The sequence below is a fragment of the Acidithiobacillus sp. genome, from assembly GCF_027322205.1.
Taxonomy (GTDB): domain Bacteria; phylum Pseudomonadota; class Gammaproteobacteria; order Acidithiobacillales; family Acidithiobacillaceae; genus Acidithiobacillus.
In genome coordinates this window covers 1-19346 of record NZ_DAHVHY010000040.1, presented here as the reverse complement: position 1 = coordinate 19346, position 19346 = coordinate 1, and the positions used below count along the sequence as shown (strand labels likewise).

The 19346-nt window shown below is 58.5% G+C and carries 21 protein-coding genes, 1 tRNA gene and 1 pseudogene; 12 read left to right on the top strand and 11 right to left on the bottom strand.

What is annotated here, in order from left to right; translation table 11 throughout:
* The 4 genes from trpD to M7F93_RS07545 all read left to right on the top strand — a co-directional run.
* Positions 1-667 (top strand): anthranilate phosphoribosyltransferase (trpD, locus tag M7F93_RS07560; RefSeq protein WP_298171473.1); only part of this gene is annotated, 667 nt, incomplete at its 5' end.
* A gap of 3 nt (positions 668-670) precedes the next feature.
* On the top strand, positions 671-1462 hold the full coding sequence (trpC, locus tag M7F93_RS07555; protein ID WP_298171471.1) for an indole-3-glycerol phosphate synthase TrpC: 792 nt from the start codon (positions 671-673) through the stop codon (positions 1460-1462).
* A 70-nt stretch (positions 1463-1532) separates the two neighbouring features.
* Positions 1533-1958, top strand: coding sequence for an OsmC family protein (locus M7F93_RS07550; protein WP_298171469.1), 426 nt, complete (start codon positions 1533-1535; stop codon positions 1956-1958).
* 10 nt (positions 1959-1968) lie between these two features.
* Positions 1969-2454, top strand: coding sequence for an RrF2 family transcriptional regulator (locus M7F93_RS07545; protein WP_298171467.1), 486 nt, complete (start codon positions 1969-1971; stop codon positions 2452-2454).
* A gap of 4 nt (positions 2455-2458) precedes the next feature.
* On the opposite strand, the gene coq7 is transcribed toward M7F93_RS07545, so the two are convergent.
* Positions 2459-3085 (bottom strand): 2-polyprenyl-3-methyl-6-methoxy-1,4-benzoquinone monooxygenase, encoded by a 627-nt coding sequence (gene coq7, locus M7F93_RS07540; RefSeq protein ID WP_298171465.1) that lies wholly within the window; start codon positions 3083-3085, stop codon positions 2459-2461.
* A 72-nt stretch (positions 3086-3157) separates the two neighbouring features.
* On the opposite strand from coq7, the gene M7F93_RS07535 reads away from it, so the two are divergent.
* The 5 genes from M7F93_RS07535 to M7F93_RS07515 all read left to right on the top strand — a co-directional run bounded on the left by M7F93_RS07535 (position 3158) and on the right by M7F93_RS07515 (position 6037).
* Positions 3158-3475: a (2Fe-2S) ferredoxin domain-containing protein gene (locus M7F93_RS07535; protein ID WP_298171463.1), complete on the top strand. Its 318-nt coding sequence runs from the start codon at positions 3158-3160 to the stop codon at positions 3473-3475.
* The gene (locus tag M7F93_RS07530; protein ID WP_298171460.1) at positions 3475-4203 is read left to right on the top strand and encodes an alpha/beta hydrolase; all 729 of its coding nucleotides are present in this window, start codon (positions 3475-3477) and stop codon (positions 4201-4203) included. The genes M7F93_RS07535 and M7F93_RS07530 overlap by 1 nt, the downstream gene beginning before the upstream one ends.
* Positions 4172-5113: an ATP-binding cassette domain-containing protein gene (locus M7F93_RS07525; RefSeq protein WP_298171457.1), complete on the top strand. Its 942-nt coding sequence runs from the start codon at positions 4172-4174 to the stop codon at positions 5111-5113. Before M7F93_RS07530 ends, M7F93_RS07525 begins: the two co-directional genes overlap by 32 nt.
* Positions 5113-5889 carry an ABC transporter permease gene (locus tag M7F93_RS07520; protein WP_298171455.1) on the top strand — a complete coding sequence of 259 codons (777 nt, stop codon included), beginning with the start codon at positions 5113-5115 and terminating at the stop codon, positions 5887-5889. Before M7F93_RS07525 ends, M7F93_RS07520 begins: the two co-directional genes overlap by 1 nt.
* A gap of 71 nt (positions 5890-5960) precedes the next feature.
* A tRNA-Met gene (locus M7F93_RS07515) sits at positions 5961-6037 on the top strand.
* 164 nt (positions 6038-6201) lie between these two features.
* Here the strand turns inward: M7F93_RS07515 and M7F93_RS07510 are convergent.
* Positions 6202-6642 (bottom strand): annotated as a pseudogene (locus M7F93_RS07510) (ATP-binding protein); the annotation flags it as partial.
* Positions 6643-7037: 395 nt separating this feature from the next.
* Here M7F93_RS07510 and M7F93_RS07505 point away from each other — a divergent pair.
* The 3 genes from M7F93_RS07505 to M7F93_RS07495 all read left to right on the top strand — a co-directional run bounded on the left by M7F93_RS07505 (position 7038) and on the right by M7F93_RS07495 (position 9820).
* Positions 7038-8093: an ADP-ribosylglycohydrolase family protein gene (locus M7F93_RS07505; RefSeq protein ID WP_298171451.1), complete on the top strand. Its 1056-nt coding sequence runs from the start codon at positions 7038-7040 to the stop codon at positions 8091-8093.
* A 145-nt stretch (positions 8094-8238) separates the two neighbouring features.
* Positions 8239-9609 carry an NRAMP family divalent metal transporter gene (locus M7F93_RS07500; protein WP_366144730.1) on the top strand — a complete coding sequence of 457 codons (1371 nt, stop codon included), beginning with the start codon at positions 8239-8241 and terminating at the stop codon, positions 9607-9609.
* Positions 9610-9619: 10 nt separating this feature from the next.
* Positions 9620-9820, top strand: coding sequence for a hypothetical protein (locus M7F93_RS07495; protein WP_298171448.1), 201 nt, complete (start codon positions 9620-9622; stop codon positions 9818-9820).
* A gap of 13 nt (positions 9821-9833) precedes the next feature.
* On the opposite strand, the gene M7F93_RS07490 is transcribed toward M7F93_RS07495, so the two are convergent.
* The 9 genes from M7F93_RS07490 to ettA form a co-directional block, all read right to left on the bottom strand.
* Positions 9834-10910 carry an HD-GYP domain-containing protein gene (locus M7F93_RS07490; RefSeq protein WP_298171446.1) on the bottom strand — a complete coding sequence of 359 codons (1077 nt, stop codon included), beginning with the start codon at positions 10908-10910 and terminating at the stop codon, positions 9834-9836.
* Positions 10911-10926: 16 nt separating this feature from the next.
* Complete coding sequence (locus M7F93_RS07485) at positions 10927-11289, bottom strand: response regulator (RefSeq protein WP_298171443.1); 363 nt, start codon at positions 11287-11289, stop codon at positions 10927-10929.
* Positions 11282-14050, bottom strand: coding sequence for a response regulator (locus tag M7F93_RS07480; RefSeq protein ID WP_298171440.1), 2769 nt, complete (start codon positions 14048-14050; stop codon positions 11282-11284). The genes M7F93_RS07485 and M7F93_RS07480 overlap by 8 nt, the downstream gene beginning before the upstream one ends.
* 138 nt (positions 14051-14188) lie before the next feature.
* Entirely contained in the window at positions 14189-15517 is a 1329-nt protein-coding gene (gene mnmE / locus M7F93_RS07475) for a tRNA uridine-5-carboxymethylaminomethyl(34) synthesis GTPase MnmE (protein WP_298171437.1), read from the bottom strand.
* Between the two features lie 55 nt (positions 15518-15572).
* Positions 15573-17174, bottom strand: a complete 1602-nt coding sequence (gene yidC, locus M7F93_RS07470) for a membrane protein insertase YidC (RefSeq protein ID WP_298171434.1) — start codon at positions 17172-17174, stop codon at positions 15573-15575.
* A gap of 16 nt (positions 17175-17190) precedes the next feature.
* Positions 17191-17406 (bottom strand): membrane protein insertion efficiency factor YidD, encoded by a 216-nt coding sequence (gene yidD / locus M7F93_RS07465; protein ID WP_298171432.1) that lies wholly within the window; start codon positions 17404-17406, stop codon positions 17191-17193.
* A complete protein-coding gene (rnpA, locus tag M7F93_RS07460; protein ID WP_298171430.1) occupies positions 17403-17753 on the bottom strand; it encodes a ribonuclease P protein component in 351 nt (116 codons plus the stop codon). Before rnpA ends, yidD begins: the two co-directional genes overlap by 4 nt.
* 3 nt (positions 17754-17756) lie before the next feature.
* Positions 17757-17891, bottom strand: a complete 135-nt coding sequence (gene rpmH / locus M7F93_RS07455; RefSeq protein ID WP_009560916.1) for a 50S ribosomal protein L34 — start codon at positions 17889-17891, stop codon at positions 17757-17759.
* 103 nt (positions 17892-17994) lie between these two features.
* Positions 17995-19346, bottom strand: a 1352-nt coding sequence (gene ettA, locus M7F93_RS07450) for an energy-dependent translational throttle protein EttA (protein WP_298171428.1), incomplete at its 5' end; no start/stop codon positions are given.

Below are 19346 nucleotides of genomic sequence, written 5' to 3'. Positions count from 1 at the left end.
CCGCAGCGGCAGCGCCGATGTGCTGGAAGCCGCGGGTCTGCCCATGGACATGAGCCCCGAAGACGTCGCCAAAAGCATTGAGCGCATCGGCATCGGCTTTCTTTTTGCCCCAGCCCACCATGGCGCCATGCGTTACGCCGCCGGCCCGCGCAAGGAACTCGCCATCCGCTCTCTCTTCAACCTCATGGGGCCATTGAGCAATCCGGCGGGGGCACCGCATCAGGTGCTCGGCGTTTATGCCGAACGCTGGCTGATCCCTCTGGCGGAGGCGGCGCGGGAACTGGGATCGCGCCATGTCCTGGTGGTCCACGGCCATGATGGCTTGGACGAGATCAGCCTGTCCGGGCCAACGGATATGGCTGAATTAAAAGACGGCGTGATCAGCCGCGGCCGGATTCAGCCGGAGGATTTCGGGTTGTCGCGAGCACCGCTGTCGACCCTGCAAATCGACAGTGTGGCGGCGGCGCTGGCGGCGGCAGAAGAGGTATTACAGAATCGCCCCGGCCCGCGTCGCGACGTGGTCCTGCTCAATGCCGGAGCCGCACTCTATGCGGCAGACGTGGTCCCCGATATGGCTGTCGGCGTGGTAGTCGCCCAGGCTGTGCTCAATTCCGGCGCCGCCTGGGACAAGTGGCAGGCATTGCTGGGCAGGACTCCACAGGGATAGGACATGACCGACATACTTCAAAAAATTATTGCCCGCAAGCGAGAGGAGTTAGTGGAGCGCCAGACTCGTCTGGGTCTCCCGGAGTTGCGGGCGGCGGTGGCCCTGGCGGCGCCGCCCCGCGACTTCATCGGCGCCATTCAGGCCAAAATAGCCCAAGGACAAGCCGCCGTGATCGCCGAAATCAAGAAGGCATCGCCGTCGGCGGGAGTTATCCGCGAGGACTTCAACCCGGTGACCATTGCCCAGGATTACGCGACCCATGGGGCGGCCTGCCTGTCGGTCCTGACCGATGCGCACTATTTCCAGGGTGCTGACCTCTATCTGACTGCCGCCCGCGAGGCTTGCACACTGCCGGTATTGCGCAAGGATTTCTGTATTGATCCCTATCAGGTCTGGGAGGCACGCGCCATCGGGGCCGATGCTATTCTGCTCATCGCCGCGGCCCTGAGCGATGCCGAGCTACAGAGACTGGAAGCCACCGCGCAGTGCCTCGATCTAGCGGTACTGGTGGAGGTGCATGATATGGCCGAGTTACAGCGGGCATTGAAGTTGCGCACGCCCCTGATCGGCGTCAATAACCGGAACCTGCGGCGCTTTGTCACTACGATTGAAACCACGCTGCAACTGCTGCCGGAGATTCCCGAAGGGCGGATAGTGGTCACCGAAAGTGGCATTCACTGCCGCGAAGAAGTAGCAACATTGCGCGCAGCGAGGGTGGGTGCTTTTCTCGTCGGCGAGGCATTCATGCGCGCCGCACAACCGGGAGAGGCCCTGGAACGTCTGTTTTTTGATTAAACGCGGTTTACACGGCTAGTTGATTGTCATTAAATGGGAATCTGTGATTTCCGGGAATAGGGAGTGATTTGTGAAGGCACGTGTACAGTGGATGGGTCCTGAGCAGATGAGCTTTGTCGCCGAGGCCGATAGTGGTCACGCCCTGGTCATGGACGGTTCCGTCGAGATTGGCGGGCGCAATCTCGGGCCGCGCCCCATGGAACTCCTGTTAATGGGTCTGGGCGGCTGTTCCAGCATTGATGTGGTGATGATCCTCCAGAAGTCACGGCAAGATATCCGCGACTGTGTCGTGGAAATAAGTGCCCGGCGTGCGGATCAGGAGCCCAAAGTATTCACCGAGATTCATCTGCATTTTGTGGTGTCCGGCAAGGCGCTCGACCCCAAGCGGGTGGCTCACGCCATTGATCTGTCCGCGGAAAAATATTGCTCGGCCAGCATCATGCTGGGCAAAACCGCAGTGATCACCCATGACTATGAAGTTCGAGAAGAAGGCTGAGGATGCCGTTATGCTACTAAGTAAAACCAGCGAATATGCCTTGCAGGCCCTGATTTATCTGGCCGCCCAGCCGCCCGGAGAATCGGTACTGAGCCGGGACATCTCCGATTATCTGCATGTTCCCGCTCAATATCTGGCGAAAATCCTGCAGGACCTCGCCAAACGGGGGGTGCTGGATTCCTTCAAGGGGCGCGGCGGCGGTTTTGTGATGCGCCCCGGCGCAGAGCAACTGAATATCCTGGAAGTGGTGGAAATTGTCGAAGGACAGCCTTTTGGTCAAGGCTGCGTGTTGGGCCTCAAGGCTTGCGCCGATGAGACGGCCTGCCCCGTGCATACGCAATGGAAGCCACTCAAGGCCGAGGTGGTCGGCCTACTCAGCAAGCAGACCATTGGCAGCATGGCCGAGGCCGTACGTGCCGGACGCTACCGCATTCACCTGCCGGGTATGGAGTTGAATATGCGCCCAGTCCGGACACCCAGCAAAGACCTCTCCTAAACCGTCAAATCCAGAGCGCCCCCCGCGTCAGGACCTTGGAAAAAACTCCCATAACCATACGTACCGGCATAGGGAGTTTTTCCGCGCCCAGCGCCTCCGCTTTTTCGGCGTGCCCGACTTCGTCGTCCCGCATCTGCGCCACAATGGCGCGACTGCGGTCATCATCGGCCGGAAGCTCATCCAGATGGCTGTTGAGATGTTCTTCCACCTGATTTTCCACCGCGACGACCAGACCGAGATTGCTGGCACGACCACGACGGGCGGCCAGAAAGCCCATGCTCCAGCCAGTGCTGTACCAGAGCGGGGCGAGCAGGCTTGGGCGACTGTTGAGTTCCCGCAGGCGCGCTTCACACCAGCGTAGATGGTCTTCCTCCTCCATACGGGCCTGCTGTAGCTGCTCACGCAGAGCAGGGTCATTCGTGCCGGTCGCCTGACCCGTATAAAGAGCCTGTGCCATGATCTCACCCGCATGGTTGACCCGCATCATGCGTCCGGCACGCTGTCGTTCCCAGGGACGCAGGAGTGCGTCGGGAACATCCCTGGCCGGATACGGTCGATCACTGCCAATCTGCTGTCCGGTCAGGGTACGCAAGGCATTATCGATATTGGCGATGACTTGATCGCTGAACATGGCATCTCCGCGCACTGTCAGTAAAGGCTATTTCGCGTATAATGTCCTTGTATGGAGAGGGGGTCAACGCTTATGGAAGAGGCTTTTTATCAACGGCATATGTTTTTTTGCCTGAATCAGCGCAACGATGGCGAGCAGGCCTGCAATAACAGCGGCCTCGCCGAAGAAATGTTTCACATGGCCAAGAAGCACACCAAAGCCCTCGGTATCCACGGCGAAAATCAGGTTCGCGTGAACCGTTGCGGTTGTCTGGGACGGTGTAGCGAGGGGCCGGTTGCCGTCGTTTACCCCGATACCGTCTGGTACACCTATGTAGACGCCGATGATGTGCGCGAAATCGTCGACTCCCACCTGCGCGACGGCGTGCCCGTCGAAAGGCTGCGAATCTGATGCTGCCCATTGATCGCAGTCATCTTTATGATGGTGGCGAACTCGCTGGCCTGGAATGTGTAGGCCAGCGAGTTATCATTCCGGGTCCGGCGGGTGTGCTGGAGGGTATCACGGCGTGCCCCGACAAAGAGACGCGCGGTGCAGTAGCGGTTATTCTCCATCCGCACCCGCTTTATGGCGGCACGTTGAACAATAAGGTCGTGTATTATCTGAGCAAAACCTGCAATCAATTGGGTATCCCCTCGCTGCGCTTCAATTTTCGCGGAGTGGGAGAGAGTGCCGGTGTCTATGATGATGGTCGTGGCGAAACCGAAGATTGTCTGGCGGTGCTCGACTGGATACAAGAGCGCCGCCCCGGCTTCGATATCTGGCTGGCCGGATTCTCCTTCGGAGCCTATGTGGCCTATCGCAGCGCACACCGTCATCCCCGCATCAGCCGTCTGCTGACCGTTGCCCCGCCCATCAATCTCTTTGATTTCGACACATTGCTGGCACCTGCTTGCCCGTGGACACTGATTCAAGGCGAACTGGACGAACTGGTACCCGCCGCCAGCGTAGAAAATTGGGTCGACACCCTGCCCGTTCAGCCCAGAAAGATTTTGCTTCCCGCGGATCACTTCTTTCATGGTCAGTTCGACGCCATGCAAGCGGCGCTATTACAGTCCCTCAGTGACCAAGTAACCGAGATAGGAGTCAGTGGCCCCTGTCGTGAATCTAGCCTTTCTTGAACTACGTGCGCTGCATAAGCATTACGGCGGACGCGAGGTGCTGCGCGGAGTAGACTTCGTCGTTGCCGTCGGGGAGTGTTTTGCCCTGGTCGGCCCCAATGGGGCGGGCAAGAGCACCACGGTGCGGGCGATCCAGGGGCTGACACCAACCGATGGCGGAGAGATTCGCATCGGTGGTCGGGTGCTCGCAGAAATGGGGCGTGCGGCGCGGGCAGACATGGGGGTGGTGCCGCAAACGGACAACCTGGATCCCGATTTTACCGTGCAGGAAAACCTCTGGACCTACGGTCGCTACTTCGGCCTGCCGAAAGCACTGATCCGCCAGCGCAGCGCCGAGTTGCTGGAGTTTATGGCCCTCAGCGGCTATGCCGCGCAACCGATCCACTCGCTGTCAGGCGGTATGCAACGCCGCCTGACCATCGCCCGTGCCCTGATTAACGCCCCCAAATTGCTGCTGCTGGACGAGCCCACCACCGGCCTCGACCCCCAGGCCCGTCATCTCATCTGGCAGCGTCTGCGCGAACTACGGCGACAGGGCACGACCCTGCTCCTGACCACACATTACATGGATGAAGCGGAACGTCTGGCAGACCGGGTCGGGATCATCGACCATGGCCAGATTCTGGCAGAAGACAGTCCGCGCGGCCTGATCGCCACCCATATCCCTGGGGGCGTCGTCGAACTGCGCCGGATGGATGGTGCGCTGCCGGATCCGCAGGACCTGCATCGCCAGTGGGTGAGTGCCAGTGAGCGCGTGGGCGATACCCTGATCTGCTATGGGGCGGATCTGAGCCCGCTGCTGACCCACTTTGCCGAAGATCCGGCCTATCGCTGGCTGCAGCGTCCCGCCAGCCTGGAGGACGTATTTCTGCACCTGACCGGACGCGATCTGCGAGAGGAGAGCGAATAATGCCGATGGGCGAAGCCTTGCCAGGACCCGGTGCGCTGGCCGTCTTGCAGCGCAACTTCGGCGTCTGGCGCAAGCTGCTGGTGCCGAGCATGCTCGGCAACTTTGGCGACCCGCTGCTTTACCTGCTGGCGCTGGGGTATGGTTTGGGGCACTTCATCGGGCGTATGGACGGGATGCCCTACATTACCTTTATCGCCTCCGGCATTGTCGCCAGCAGCGTGATGAATACGGCCAGCTTCGAAGGGCTTTACTCCGCTTTTGCCCGGATGAGCGCTCAACGCACTTACGCGGCCATGCTGGCCACGCCCTTGCGGGTCAGCGACATTCTCGCTGGCGAAGTACTTTGGTGCGCCGTGAAAGGCTTGATCAGCGCCGTGGCTATCATCATCGTCGCCAGCTTTTTTGGCGCCATACAGGGTCCCTGGGTGTTCCTGGCGTTGCCGGTCATTCTGCTGGCGGGGCTGAGCTTTGGCGGGCTGGCGCTGGTCATGACGGCACTGGCGCGCAGTTATGATTTCTTCATGTATTATTTTACCCTGGCGGTGACGCCCATGTTTCTCTTTTGTGGCGTTTTCTATCCCCTCCATTCGCTGCCGCCCTTTGCCCAGCAACTCGCGCAGGTGCTACCCCTGACCCATGCGGTGGCGCTGCTGCGACCACTGCTGACCGGGCATCTACCCCATGAGGTGTTGTACCACGCGGGCGTTTTGCTGTTGTACACCCTGGTGGCCTATGGATTTGCGTGGCGCCTGCTCAGCCGTCGGCTGCTGCGCTGACGATAAATGGGCGACAGTCGCACCGGCGCCCTTGACAGCGACGCAGGTTAACGTTTTAATTTGCGCCTCACGGCGCTTTAGCTCAGCTGGTTAGAGCAGCGGAATCATAATCCGCGTGTCCGGGGTTCGAGTCCCTGAAGCGCCACCAAATAAATCAAGCACTTAGGAGAATGTCTGGGTGCTTTTTTATTGCCCGCGGGGGACATTGGGGGGAATCGTTCCCTGCGCCAACCGACAACCTGCAACAATCCGAACCACTGTCAAACAGCGTCCAAATTTGAGCAGGTGTCAGCGTCCGAAATTTGAACAGGGTTAGAGGGGGAGACTGCACCGTTTTTTGTATCGGTAGGAGTCGTTTCCGGTTTCGAGAATGTCGCAGTGATGGGTGAGGCGGTCGAGCAGTGCGGTGGTCATTTTGGCATCGCTAAAGACCTGGACCCATTCCCCGAAGGACAGATTGGTGGTGACGATCAGCGCGGTCTGTTCGTAGAGTTTGCTGATCAGATGGAAGAGCAAGGCGCCGCCGGACTCAGAGAAGGGCAAGTAGCCCAGCTCATCAAGGACGACGAGGTCCATGTTCAACAAGATTTTTACCATGCGACCACTGTGGCCATGGATCTTTTCCTGTTCCAGTTGGTTGACGAGATCGACAACATTGAACCAGCGCACCCGTCGGCCTTGATAGATGGCGGCATGGCCGAGAGCCAGCGCCAGATGGGTTTTACCGGTCCCCGTGCCGCCGACTAGGATGACCAGGAGAAGATTGTCGCCAGGATCCAGCCCGGACAGGATTCATGTTTACATGGCAACTCAAGCACTTAGGCCATCGCTCAGAAACTCCGACCTTGGCTCCACGCCACTGACCAACACTATAAAGGGCCTGCTGGCGACCTGGAGACGGTCGGATAGCGTCATGAGCAGTAGATTGCCCTCATACCGGTGGGCAGGCGCAGAGATGAGACGGTCCACCCTCCTTGCCGTGAGCCGCTATAATGGGACTGGGATGGAAGACACAAAACCCGTCCTGCACTCAAATAATGGGTGTAGGACGGGCTAAACTAGTTGGATACTTTCAGCGGGGCGGTTCCGGCTGCCATTTTCTCGGAACACGGGATGCCCATTGTGGTATGGGCGGGAGGAGGTGAAGCATGCAACGCGTAGCGGGTGCCGTGATGGGCGCCCTGATTGGTGATGCGCTGGCTTTGGGGTGTCATTGGTACTACGACCTTGCCGAATTGCGGCGGGAATGTGGCCCCTGGATTACCGATTATCTCACGCCGCGCCCCGACCGTTATCACAGCGGCCTGCTTGCCGGCGATATCTCGCAAACCGGGCTGCTGCTGGTCATGCTGATGGAGTCGTTGGTGCACTGCGCGGGTTATGAGGAGGACGATTTCACCCGTCGGCTGGATACGGAACTGTTCCCGCACTTGGACGGCACGCCCATGCAGGGACCGGGGGGCTACACCAATCAATCCATTCGGGAGGCCTGGCGTAAGCGCGTGCCAAAGCATCGCCCATGGGGAGAATGCGCCGGGGACGCGGACACGACGGAGGGTGCCGAACGCGCCATTGCCATCGCTGCCTTTTATGCCCTGCAGCCGAGAAAAATGGCGGAGGCGGTGTGCAGCAACATCATCCTGACCCAGCATGATCCGGCCATCGTCGCCATGAGCGTCGCCTTCAACGCCGTTCTGGCCCAGTTGGTCTCCGGCGCTTCATTGACGCCGCAGATTGGCGCCATGCTCATGGCGCAGGTGCGCAGCGGAGCACTACCATTCCACATGGTTACCCAAGGCCACTTGCAGCCACCGCCGCAGGGCACCGAAAGGATACAGGCAGGCCAGTTCACGTCGCCCGACGCCTTGCTCACGGCAGGATACGCCGCGCTGGCCGCCGCGGATCCCGACATCGTCATTGAACCCGCCTGGAAGGTAAGCCTGGTTTACGGCATGCCCTGCGCCATTTACCACCAACTGCCTGCGGCTTACTACCTGGCCAGTCGTTTCCGGGAAGATTATGAATCAGCCGTACTGCACGCCATCAACGGGGGCGGACAAAATATGTCCCGCGCGATGTTGACGGGTGCGCTCGTGGGCGCCCAGGTGGGTCTGGAGGGAATTCCCCGTCGCTTCATCACCGGGCTGCGTGACGCTCAGCGCTATCTGACGCTGGCTGCGGAACTGGAGCAATTGACACGCTGAGCACCGACTGATAGACAGCATGATCGCCGCCAACGATCTCGGCCTGACCGATGTCGTGCCGGCCCATATCACCATCCATACCGAAGATTTTCTTGTTCACGGGCTGATTGCGACTGTCTTTCACGTACTATTCAGGAGGGGATTGATGCCGACGGCACCCGAACTTCACGCGACACCCAGCGAAGCGGATGTGTTGCAGCAATTACCCGAGGAAGTGCGGGAGCGCATCAAGGATCGCTGGCGGATCTATCAGCTCCGCCATCATCCCTCCTGGTGGCGGCGACTCCTGCTGTTTCTGAGTCTGATCGGGCCAGGCATCCTGGTGATGATCGCTGACAACGATGCCGGCGGCGTCATCACCTACGCCCAGACTGGGGCGATGTACGGTATCGGTTTTTTTATTCCCTTCCTGTTGCTGATGATCCCGGTAGCCTATGTGGTGCAGGAGATGACCGTACGTCTTGGCGCAGTGACCCATCGGGGTCATGCCGAGATGATCTGGGGGCGTTATGGCGCTTTCTGGGGGGTGTTTTCCCTGCTGGATCTGACGGTAGCGAACATTCTGACGCTGGTGACGGAGTTTATCGGCATCCGTGTGGGCATGAGCGTGTTCTCCGTGCCGCCGGTCCTGTCGGTCACGCTGGCCTGGATATTTGTCGCAGCGACCATGATCTTTTTGCATTACCACACCTGGGAGCGGTTGGCATTGTGGATCGCCGCGGGCAATGTCGTTTTCGTGCCCCTGGCTATCGCGGCGCATCCCGACTGGGGTCAGGTTATTGCGGCGGTCGGCAACTGGCACATCCCGGTGGGGACTGCGGTAGGTGCCTTTACCTACGTCATACTTGCCAATCTCGGAACAACGATCGCGCCGTGGATGCTCTTTTTTCAGCAATCCTCGGTCGTGGATAAGGGACTGACGGTCAATGACATCCCCAGCGGTCAGGCCGATACCGCCTTCGGAAGCCTTTCCATGGGGATCATCGCCATTGCCATCGTCATCTTGACGGGTACCCTGGCGTATGGGCACACCAATGCCGCCCAGTTCAACATCCACGCGATCCTCCACCTGTTACGGCAGAGCAGCCTCGGCAGTGTCGGAACCGCGCTGTTCGCGCTGGGCCTCGTCGAGTCCGGGCTGATTGCGGCCATTGCCATTACGGCGAGCACCTCCTGGGCGGTGGGGGAGGCACTCAAGCTGCCCCGGAGTCTGAATCTTAAACCGCAACGGGCCTTGCCCTTTTATCTGTCCGGCATTTTGAGCGCCGGCATGGCGGCTATGGTGGTGCTGATTCCCCACATCCCCCTGGGGTTTTTGAATCTGACCGTGCAGGTGATCGCTTCCATATTCATGCCGGCGGCCATGCTGTTTCTGCTCATGCTGCTCAATGATCGCGAGATCATGGGAACCTACGTGAATCGGCGCTGGCAGAATTGGTCGGCATTCGCCATCGTTGGTTTCCTCATCCTCGCCAATGCCATTTACGGCTATACCGTCGTCTTCCCATCCGCCTGAGGCGTTTTGCATGCATCCCAAAGAAGACTTTCGTTCCGAGGTGACCCCGGAATTTCTGGCGTTTCTGGAAGAAGAGATCCATCAGGAACCCAGGCCCCTGGCCCGTGCGCCGATTCGGGGAGGTATTCAGATAGCCTTCTGGGGCTTGCGTATCTACATCGTGACCATGCTGATCATGGTGACCATCGGTTTTGCACGCGGTATGCATTGACCGCACTCACGGGTTACACATTAGAAATGTCACAATCGGTTAGTGCGGCGTAACACTCTGCAAAAGTGGAGGCTGCGCGAGGAAACGCCGCCAAAATATCAGGATCGAAATGCTCCGGCTTAACTCGTCCATCTCCTTTTAAGATAATGTCCACCGCTCTTTCATGATCCAGCGGTTCCTTATAAGGACGCCGACTTCGTAAGGCATCATAAATGTCCGCCAATACCATCATCCTCGCTGGTAGCGGGATCTCGTCGCCTTTTCTGCCGAAAGGATAGCCACTTCCGTCCCATCGTTCGTGATGACCCAGAGCGATTTCCCATCCCATCTGTAATTCTGGGGAGACATTGTGTTGGCCAATAATATTGGCGCCGAGTATGGTGTGCGTACGCATAATAACCCATTCAGCAGCATCCAAAGAACCGGGTTTTAGCAGAACATGATCGGGAATCCCGATCTTTCCTACATCGTGCATAGGGCTCGCCACAAAAATGAGATCAGCAAAATCTGTCCCCATGCCCAGTTGTTGTGCCAATTCCTTACAGTAATAGGCGATGCGCTGAATATGGGCACCGGTTTCTTCGTCCTTTTTCTCAGCAGCGCGCAGAAGAACATTGATCGTCTGCAAATAGCTATCGTGCAACTGGGCCGTGCGCTGCCGGACGGTGATTTCCAAAGTCTCATTATTCCGCTGGATGCGATCACTGTATTCCTTGAGCCGTAGAATATTGCGTACCCGCACGCGCAACTCCGCTCGATCTATCGGCTTGCCAAGGAAATCATCCACTCCGGCCTCCAAGGCATGCAAACGCGTTTCGCGGTCGTCGAAGGCCGTGACGATGATGATGGGTAAATTGGCATAGCGGGAGTCTGCTTTGAGCCGTGCCGCCAGTTCAAAGCCGCTGATCTGAGGCATCATACCGTCGGTGAGTATCAAATCCGGTCGGCGATCCTGAAGCCGCTCCAACGCCTCCTGAGCGCTGGATGCCGCCAGCGTCTCATAACCATCATTCTGCAATAAAGCCGTGAGCAGACGACGGCTACTCCCTTCATCATCCACTACCAGAATCATGGAACGCTGTTCAGGCATCGGCTTCCTCCTGCAACTAAAGAAAACGACCCACAACCTCTATAAGCGTCTGATGACCTATCGGCTTACTCAGATAGGCATCGCAGCCAGCGGCAACAATGCTTTCCTCATCCCCTTTCATGGCCAAGGCCGTCAGGGCCAGGATAGGGATCCTCCGCGTCGCGGGATCTTCCTTCAGGATGCGGATCGCTGTAAGTCCATCCATGCCCGGCAGATGAATGTCCATGAGAACGAGGTCGGGGTACTCGGCACGAGCAATGGCAATACCCTGTTCTGCATCACCCGCATGCAGAATCTCATAACCGGCCTTGCGCAAGACAATACCTGCAAGCTTGTAGTTAATCATATTGTCTTCAACGATCAAAATTCGCTTAGGCAATCTCTTCCCCTTGGCGAGAATGGGCAGTGCTCAGTGCGCGGCGCACCTCTCCGAGGAATTGATCGCGCCTGAAACCCGCCTTCTCCATAATTTTCAGGATATGCCCATTCAAGCGACGGCGATCCTCTGGCGTAATTATTTTGGCCGTCAAAACCAAAACCGGGATGGCCGCCATGCTTGGTTTTCGCTGCAGCGCGTCCACTACGTCAAAGCCGCTGAATTCCGGCATCATCAAATCCAGCAGGATAAGATCGGGATGAAGATGTTCTGCCATGGTCACGGCATCCCGCCCGCCATAGGCACTGATGACCTCGTAACCGCCGTTGCTCAACTGGCGATTAATGATCGCCACCGCCCGCGCATCATCATCAACCACCAGGATCACGGGACGATTCTGCCTCGTCACCACAAAACCGAGTTTTTGCAGGATTTTTTCCAGACGTTCAATTTCAATGGGTTTCTGCAGGATTTGAACACTTCCGAGGAAGAAGCCTGAACCCTGCTCTGAATCCATACTGGTAATTACCAACGGGATGGTAGCCAGACGATCATCCCGGTGCTGGGCCGCTAAAAAATCCCAGCCGTCCCTGCCTGGCGGATTCATCTCCAGAATGATGAGATCTGGACGTTCTTCACATGCCATATCTAAAGCGCTAACAGGGTCGCGAGCCCGACGCACGCGAAATCCGTCGTCTCTCAAGTAACCTTGCAGGAGGGTCGCTGTGGCGTCGTCATGCTCTATCACCAAAGCGGAGCGATTTGTTTCGGAGGCGAAAACCGCCTTCGCGGGATCCGCCTCTGCAAGAACGACCTCCTCTCGCCAGGGAAGCCAGACATGAAAAGTGGAACCCTCCCCAAGCGTACTCTCCATGGTCACTCGCCCACCGTGCAGTTCTGCCAGACGTTTGACGAGGGAAAGACCGAGGCCAGTACCTTCGTAGCGGCGATCCAAACCACTGTCAGCCTGGACAAAGGGCTTAAAAAGCCGTTCCTGATCTTTTTTCGCAATACCGATGCCCGTATCGGCTACACTGATTTCCAACCAGTCGGGATAGGCGGCATATTCAGGGCCGGACAGATCGCTTCTGCTACGCCCGCAGAGCATTACCTGACCTCCATCGGGAGTAAATTTCACGGCGTTGGACAGCAGATTGTACAAAATCTGCTTGGTCTTGCGCGCGTCCAGGTAAACGGGAGGAAAGTCTGGTTCCACTTCGAGGTTAAGCCGAATCTGGTGAGCGGCTGCCTTTTCCCGGACAATACCCAAAGAACCCTGGAGCAAATCGTGGAGGTTCGCCGCTTCCAACTCCAGCTTCATCATGCCTGCCTCCACTTTAGAGAGGTCCAGGATATCGTTGATGAGAGAAAGGAGATGCCGGCCGCTTTCAAAAATATCCCTGGTGGCATCTTTTTGTTCGGGACTAAGATCACCCATGATGCCGTCCTTCAATAACTCGGAAAAACCAATAATGGCATTGAGGGGGGTACGCAACTCATGGGACATGTTGGCCAGAAAATCGGACTTGGCCTGATCTGCCATGCGCAACAACTGATTCCTCTCCAGCAATGCTTCGCTTTGTTTACGCAATTCAACAGCCATGATTTGCTGGTTTTCTTTCTGAGCGATGTGGTTGAGGGCCGCACCTATCTCTAGGGAAAGCTTATCCAAGAAGGCGATTTTCCTCTCGCTTAGGGCTTGTAGCGAAGCCACCACCAGCACCCCGAATCGCTGCTCCTGATAATGGATCGGCACCATGGCGATCTCTGCAGGTCGAAACTGACAGACCCCCGCGTCCACCAGAAACCCGGAGCTGTCACTGGGTTGTCTCAAGCGTTGCAGATGGTCTGACACAGCCGCCTCGCCCAGGACACCCTCTCCACGCTGGAAACTGCTTGCCAGTCGTCTATCGGTACCCCGGTGTGCGGCCAGAACAAAGTGACCTTGCCATTCATCATAGCGATAAAATGCAGAGACCGGGAAGGGATGATTCTCCGCCAGAATGCTCAGAACTTGTTGAAGGATCTCCGTCAACCCAAAACTGGAACCACTAAAGAGGGCAAGAATTTGTCCTTGACTGCTTTCAATGCACAGGGATTCTTCCAGTCCTCTTTCCGCTGCGCGACGTTCACGCCCCTCCTTTCTAATTTGCCAAAAAAGCCCGGTAAGCAGGGCAATCAGCAGGACAATCGTGATTCCGATGGCCCACAACGTTGCCTCACCCGCCTCTTGGGCCGCCCCGGTGCGTTTCTTGAGCAGACCGCTTTCGGTCGCACGCATCTTCTCGACCAGATCATGCACCGCTGCCATTTCGGCGATCCCTTCGCCCGCACCAAGCATCGCCCGGGCCGCCGGAAGGCCCTGTTTTTCGTAAGCGTCAAGAACATTATCAAGAATCTGCAAGCGCCTTTGTGACTGCTGCCGTAGCGCCACCGCCCGATGCTCTTCGAGTGGATTGTCCGTCACTTTGTTCGGCAAATCATCCAGTGTCGTCTGAAAGCGCTGGATTGCCGCCTGACGTTCCTGGAGATAGAACGAATTGCCGGTAAGGAGATAGCCGCGCTGCGCAGTTTCTGCCTCATTGATCAGCGCCCAGCAGCGGTCAAGGCTCTGTAGTACCGTCTGGGTATGCTCCACCCAATAAGAGGCCCGGACATAGCCAGTCGCAGTGCGAAAGGCCAGCGCCCCCACCAGAACAAGCGCTAAAACGGCCAGGCTAAAGCCTGCCAGTATTTTATTTTCTGTCGAGAATATGGAGTCCATTCCGCAGGATAGCGCTCCTTTACAAATAAGTTAAGTTTTTTCTGAATTATACAAACATCTTATTTGCTCTGCCTGGCGCTTCCCGGTCATGCCGATCTTACGTGCAGATGCCATGCCGGATATTTTCGCTGTTCCGCCTCACTTCCCGATACAAAAGCGGGAAAAAATCTCGCCGAGAATATCTTCCACACCGATACGGCCGGTGATACTGGCCAACGCCACAGCGGCTTCACGCAGAGACTGAGCGACCAGTTCAGGGGAGTCTCCCAGGCGATGTATATCGCGTGCGGCGTGAATGTCCTGCAGGCAGTGCTCCAGTGCTTCGACATGGCGACGGCGGGCGCTGAAGGGACAACTGTCGCCCTGCACGCCGAGGGCTTCAATCAAGCTGCGGCGCAAAGTATCGAGGCCGGCGCCGGTTTGGGCAGAGAGGGCGATGCCCTGCTCACCGATGGGAGCGATGGGCGGGGCAGAAATCAGATCCAGCTTGTTCCAGAGGATCAGGCGCGGTCCTTCCGGCAGGTCACGCAGGATGGCTTCATCCTCCGCCTGCCATCCCGTGCTCGCATCGGCCACCAGCAGGATCAGTTGCGCACTGTGCAGTATGTTGCGGGCGCGGGCGATGCCTTCCGCCTCCACGGCATCCGTCGCCTCGCGCAGTCCGGCGGTGTCGATGAGCTCCACCGGCAGGCCGTCGAGGACGATTTCTTCGCGGAGCAGGTCGCGGGTGGTGCCGGGGATGGCGGTGACGATGGCCGATTCGCGTCGGGCGAGGGCGTTCATCAGGCTGGATTTGCCGACGTTGGGTCGTCCGGCGAGCACTACCCGACCGCCGCGGGCGAGTCGGGCGCCTTGTTGTGCTTGCCTGAGCAGATAGGCAATCTGGCCTTCCAGCCGCATCAGGCCATCGGTGATAGCCTGTTCGTGGGCATCGCCGAGGTCTTCTTCACTGAAATCCAGTCCGGCCTCGGCGAGGGCGAGGAGTTGCAGGAGCTGGCCATGGATGCCATCGACCGCCTGCGAGAAGGCACCCTCCAGGCTCGCCGCTGCGGCGCGTGCCTGGGCGTCGCTGCGGGCATGGATGAGGTCGGCAACCGCTTCGGCCTGGGCAAGATCAAGACGACCATTGAGAAAGGCCCGCTCACTGAACTCGCCGGCACGCGCCGTCCGTGCGCCCAGAGCGATGACCTCGGTGAGCAGGCTGGCGAGGGCCAGCGGGCTGCCATGGCCCTGAAGTTCCACGACGGTTTCGCCGGTGTAGCTGTGGGGGGCGGGAAAATAGAGGACGATGCCATGATCGATAATACTACCGTCGCGGGCGTGAAAGCGGCGAAAATGGGCATGGCGGGGTGCCAGCGATTTTACTTTTGCTCCGCCGCAGAGCGCCGTCGCGATGGCCAGGGCCAGTGGTCCAGAGAGGCGCAAAATACCGATGCCGCCTTCTCCCGGCGGCGTGGCAATCGCCACAATGGTGTCTCCCTGCTGATAATCCAAGGCTTTAACTCAACACGGAGGCTCCACCCTAGTCCTTGACCGCCATGATATGGCGGGTGATCAGGTACTGCTGGCCGATGGAGACCACGTTGTTGGTCAGCCAGTACAGTACCAGACCCGCCGGGAAAAAGGAGAAGAATACCGCGAAGATCACCGGCAGTGCCGACATGATACGCTTCTGCATGGGGTCCACCGGCGCTGGATTGAGGCGCTGCTGGAAGAACATGGACACGCCCATGAGCAGGGGCAGGATGTAGTAAGGATCGGGTATGGCCAGATCATGAATCCAGAGGATGAAGGGTGCCTGCCGCAGCGAGACACTCTCCACCAACACCCAGTACAGGGCGATGAAGAAAGGCATCTGCAGCACAATGGGCAGACAGCCCGCCATGGGGTTGACCTTCTCGCTGCGGTACAACTCCATCATGGCCGCGCCCAGCTTCTGGCGGTCATCACCGACCTCCTTCTTCAATTTCTCCAGTTTGGGCTGCAACTTGCGCATATTGGCCATGGAGCGGTAACTGATGGCTGAGGGATAGAAGAAGATGGATTTGACCACTATGACCAACAGGATAATCGCCAGCCCCCAGTTGCCGACCAGTCCATGGAACCAGGTCAGCACCACATGCATAGGCTCGGCGATGACGGAGAACCAACCGTAGTCCACGGTCTGCTCCAGGCCGCGTCCCATGGCGGCCAGGGTTTGCTGCTTTTTCGGCCCGAGGAAGATCTGCTGGGTGATGGTGGTGCTCTGGCCTGGCGCCAGGGCCGGCAGCGGGGTGCTCACCCCGGCGACATAATCGGTACCCGATGGGCGCGCATAAACCTGGGTTTGGGCATGTTCAGAGGGCAGAATAGCGGTGAGGAAGTAGTGATCCATCATCCCCGCCCAGCCGGGGCCGGACTTCAACTCCGGATGATCGTGGATATCGCCGAAACTCACTTCGCTGAAGTTGCCCTGGTGCATGAGCACCGCGCCGGTGAAAATCGACATAAACATGTGACTTTCAGCGCGATCATTACGCAGAATCTGGTCAAAATAGCTGCCATCCCACGCCGTGGATCCGTTATTGGTGATGGTGATGTGCTCTTCCACCACATAGCTGTCGGGCTGGAACGTCCACGTTTTTTCGACAGTCAGAGGGCCAGCCTGGCCGGTGAGGGTGAGGGGCTGGCTGTCGGCGCTCTGAACGGCAGGGGCGGCAAACCGGGCAACCAGGGTCTGTCCATCGCTGCTGACAAAACCGCTCTGCTGTACGGTGAGCTTCGCCGGTGTGGTGTCGAGGATGGGATAGGGCGATGGGTTGTCCACGGCCCGCGGATAATGGCGCAGACCCAGGTTTTGAATATCGCCGCCATTCAGGTTGATCTGGCCAGTGAACACCCGCGTCTGGAAAGGCACCGTGGGTCCTGTCGCTGGCTGGAGACTGGTACCGACCGGCGCGACCATCGGTGTCACTGCCGCTGGTGAACTGACCGTAGCGGGTGTTGGCGTGCCGGGGGCCGTGACGCTTTGGCGGACGGCAGTCGGCGCAACCGGTTTTGGCGCATTCTGTTCCTGCCAGGCCTGAAACAGCAGGAAAACGACTATGGCAAGTGCAACGGCGAGGATGGTCTTCTGATTATCCATGAGGCCCCAAGGCGTTTTAAGGAACGGGATCAACACCACCGGAGTGCCAGGGATGGCAGCGGCTGATGCGTTTGATGCCTAGCCAGGAACCTTTGGCGATGCCATAGCGTTCAATGGCCTGACAGGTATATTCGGAACAGGTCGGGTAAAAGCGGCAGTGGTGTCCAAGCATGGGGCTGATGACATACTGATAGCCGCGCACCACAACGACGGCCGCGCGCCGTGCGCTCATACCCTCTCCAGCGTCTGCTGGAAGTAGACGCCCATGGCCCGCATGCTGAGTTGCCGGGCACCCGCTCGCGCTACCACCAACACATCCCGCCCCTGCGCGCGCATGGTCTGCAGCCGAAAGGCTTCGCGCAAGCGTCGCTTGATGCGGTTGCGGACCACGGCATTGCCCACCTTGCGACTCACCGCCAAACCCAGACGGGGGTGCGGCAGTTCGTTGCGCAGGGCGTAGATCACCAATTCTGGGAAGACCTTCTTGCGCCCCTGCTTGAGGGTGCGCTGAATGGCCGCCTTCTGGCGGAGGCGATCCTCGCGGGTAAAACGATGAGGATGCACCGGCGCCGGGTTCATGGCTTACGGGCAGAGACGCTGACGGCCCTTGGCACGGCGCCGCTTGAGTACAAGACGACCGGATTTGGTGGCCATGCGGGCACGGAAACCGTGGGTCCGTTTACGGTGAACGACGCTGGGCTGAAAAGTACGCTTCATGAGACAATTCCTGCGGATAATTCTTAAGGGCTGAGAAGATAAGGAGATGCTGCACGAAAGTCAAGGCACCGGGCCGCATTTTCGGGACTCGAAACAAAAAGCCTTAGCGCACAATCGGCTTATAACGCAGACGATGAGGCCGGGCACCCTCCTCACCCAGGCGACGTTTTTTGTCGGCTTCATACTCATGGTAATTGCCCGCAAAGAACTCCACATGGGCATCGCCTTCAAAAGCGATGATATGCGTCGCGATACGATCCAGGAACCAGCGGTCATGAGAGATGACCATAATGCTGCCAGCGAACTCCAGCAGGGCGTCTTCCAACGCGCGCAGGGTTTCCACGTCGAGGTCGTTGGAGGGTTCATCCAGAAGCAGGACGTTACCACCCGCGATCAGTGTTTTGGCCAGATGCAGGCGGCCGCGCTCACCACCCGATAGCTGTCCCACCAACTTTTGCTGGTCGGCTCCCTTGAAGTTGAAGCGACCGCAATAGGCGCGGGACTGGATCTCGAACTTGCCAACGGTAAGGATGTCCAGCCCACCGGAGACCTCTTCCCAGACGTTGTTCTTCGCGGCCAGTGCGTCGCGGGACTGGTCGACATAGGCCAGTTTGACCGTGGAGCCAAGGACGACTTCGCCGCCATCCGGCGTTTCCTGACCCACAATCATGCGGAAAAAGGTGGACTTACCGGCGCCATTGGGGCCGATAACGCCGACAATGGCGCCCGGCGGCACTTTGAAACTGAGATTTTCAAACAGCAGCTTGTCGCCGAAGCCCTTGGTCACGTCACGAAATTCAATCACTTCATTGCCGAGACGTTCCGCCACCGGGATGAAAATCTCCTGGGCTTCATTACGGGTCTGATATTCGTAAGAACTCAATTCTTCAAAGCGGGCCATACGGGCCTTACTTTTGCTCTGCCCACCTTTGGCGTTCTGCCGCACCCATTCCAGCTCGTGTTGCATGGCCTTGAGGCGCGAGACCTCGGTGCGGGCCTCCTGTTCCAGGCGCTTTTCCTTCTGCTCCAGCCAAGCGGAGTAATTGCCCTTGTAAGGGAAGCCGCGGCCGCGATCCAGTTCCAGAATCCACTCGGCGGCATTATCAAGAAAGTAACGGTCATGGGTAACGGCAACTACGGTACCGGAGAAGCGTTGCAAATACTGCTCCAGCCAGTCTACGGATTCGGCGTCCAGATGGTTGGTGGGCTCGTCGAGAAGGAGCATGTCGGGACGGCTGATGAGCAGGCGGCAGAGTGCAATACGGCGCTTTTCACCACCGGACAAGGGGCCGACCAGAGCGTCCCAGGGGGCGAGACGCAGGGCGTCGGCAGCCACTTCCATCTGTTGCTCGGCCTGATGGCCATCACTGGCGGCGACAATGGCTTCCAGACGTGCCTGCTCGGCGGCGAGAACGTCGAAGTCCGCATCGGGCTCGGCGTAGGCGGCATAAACCG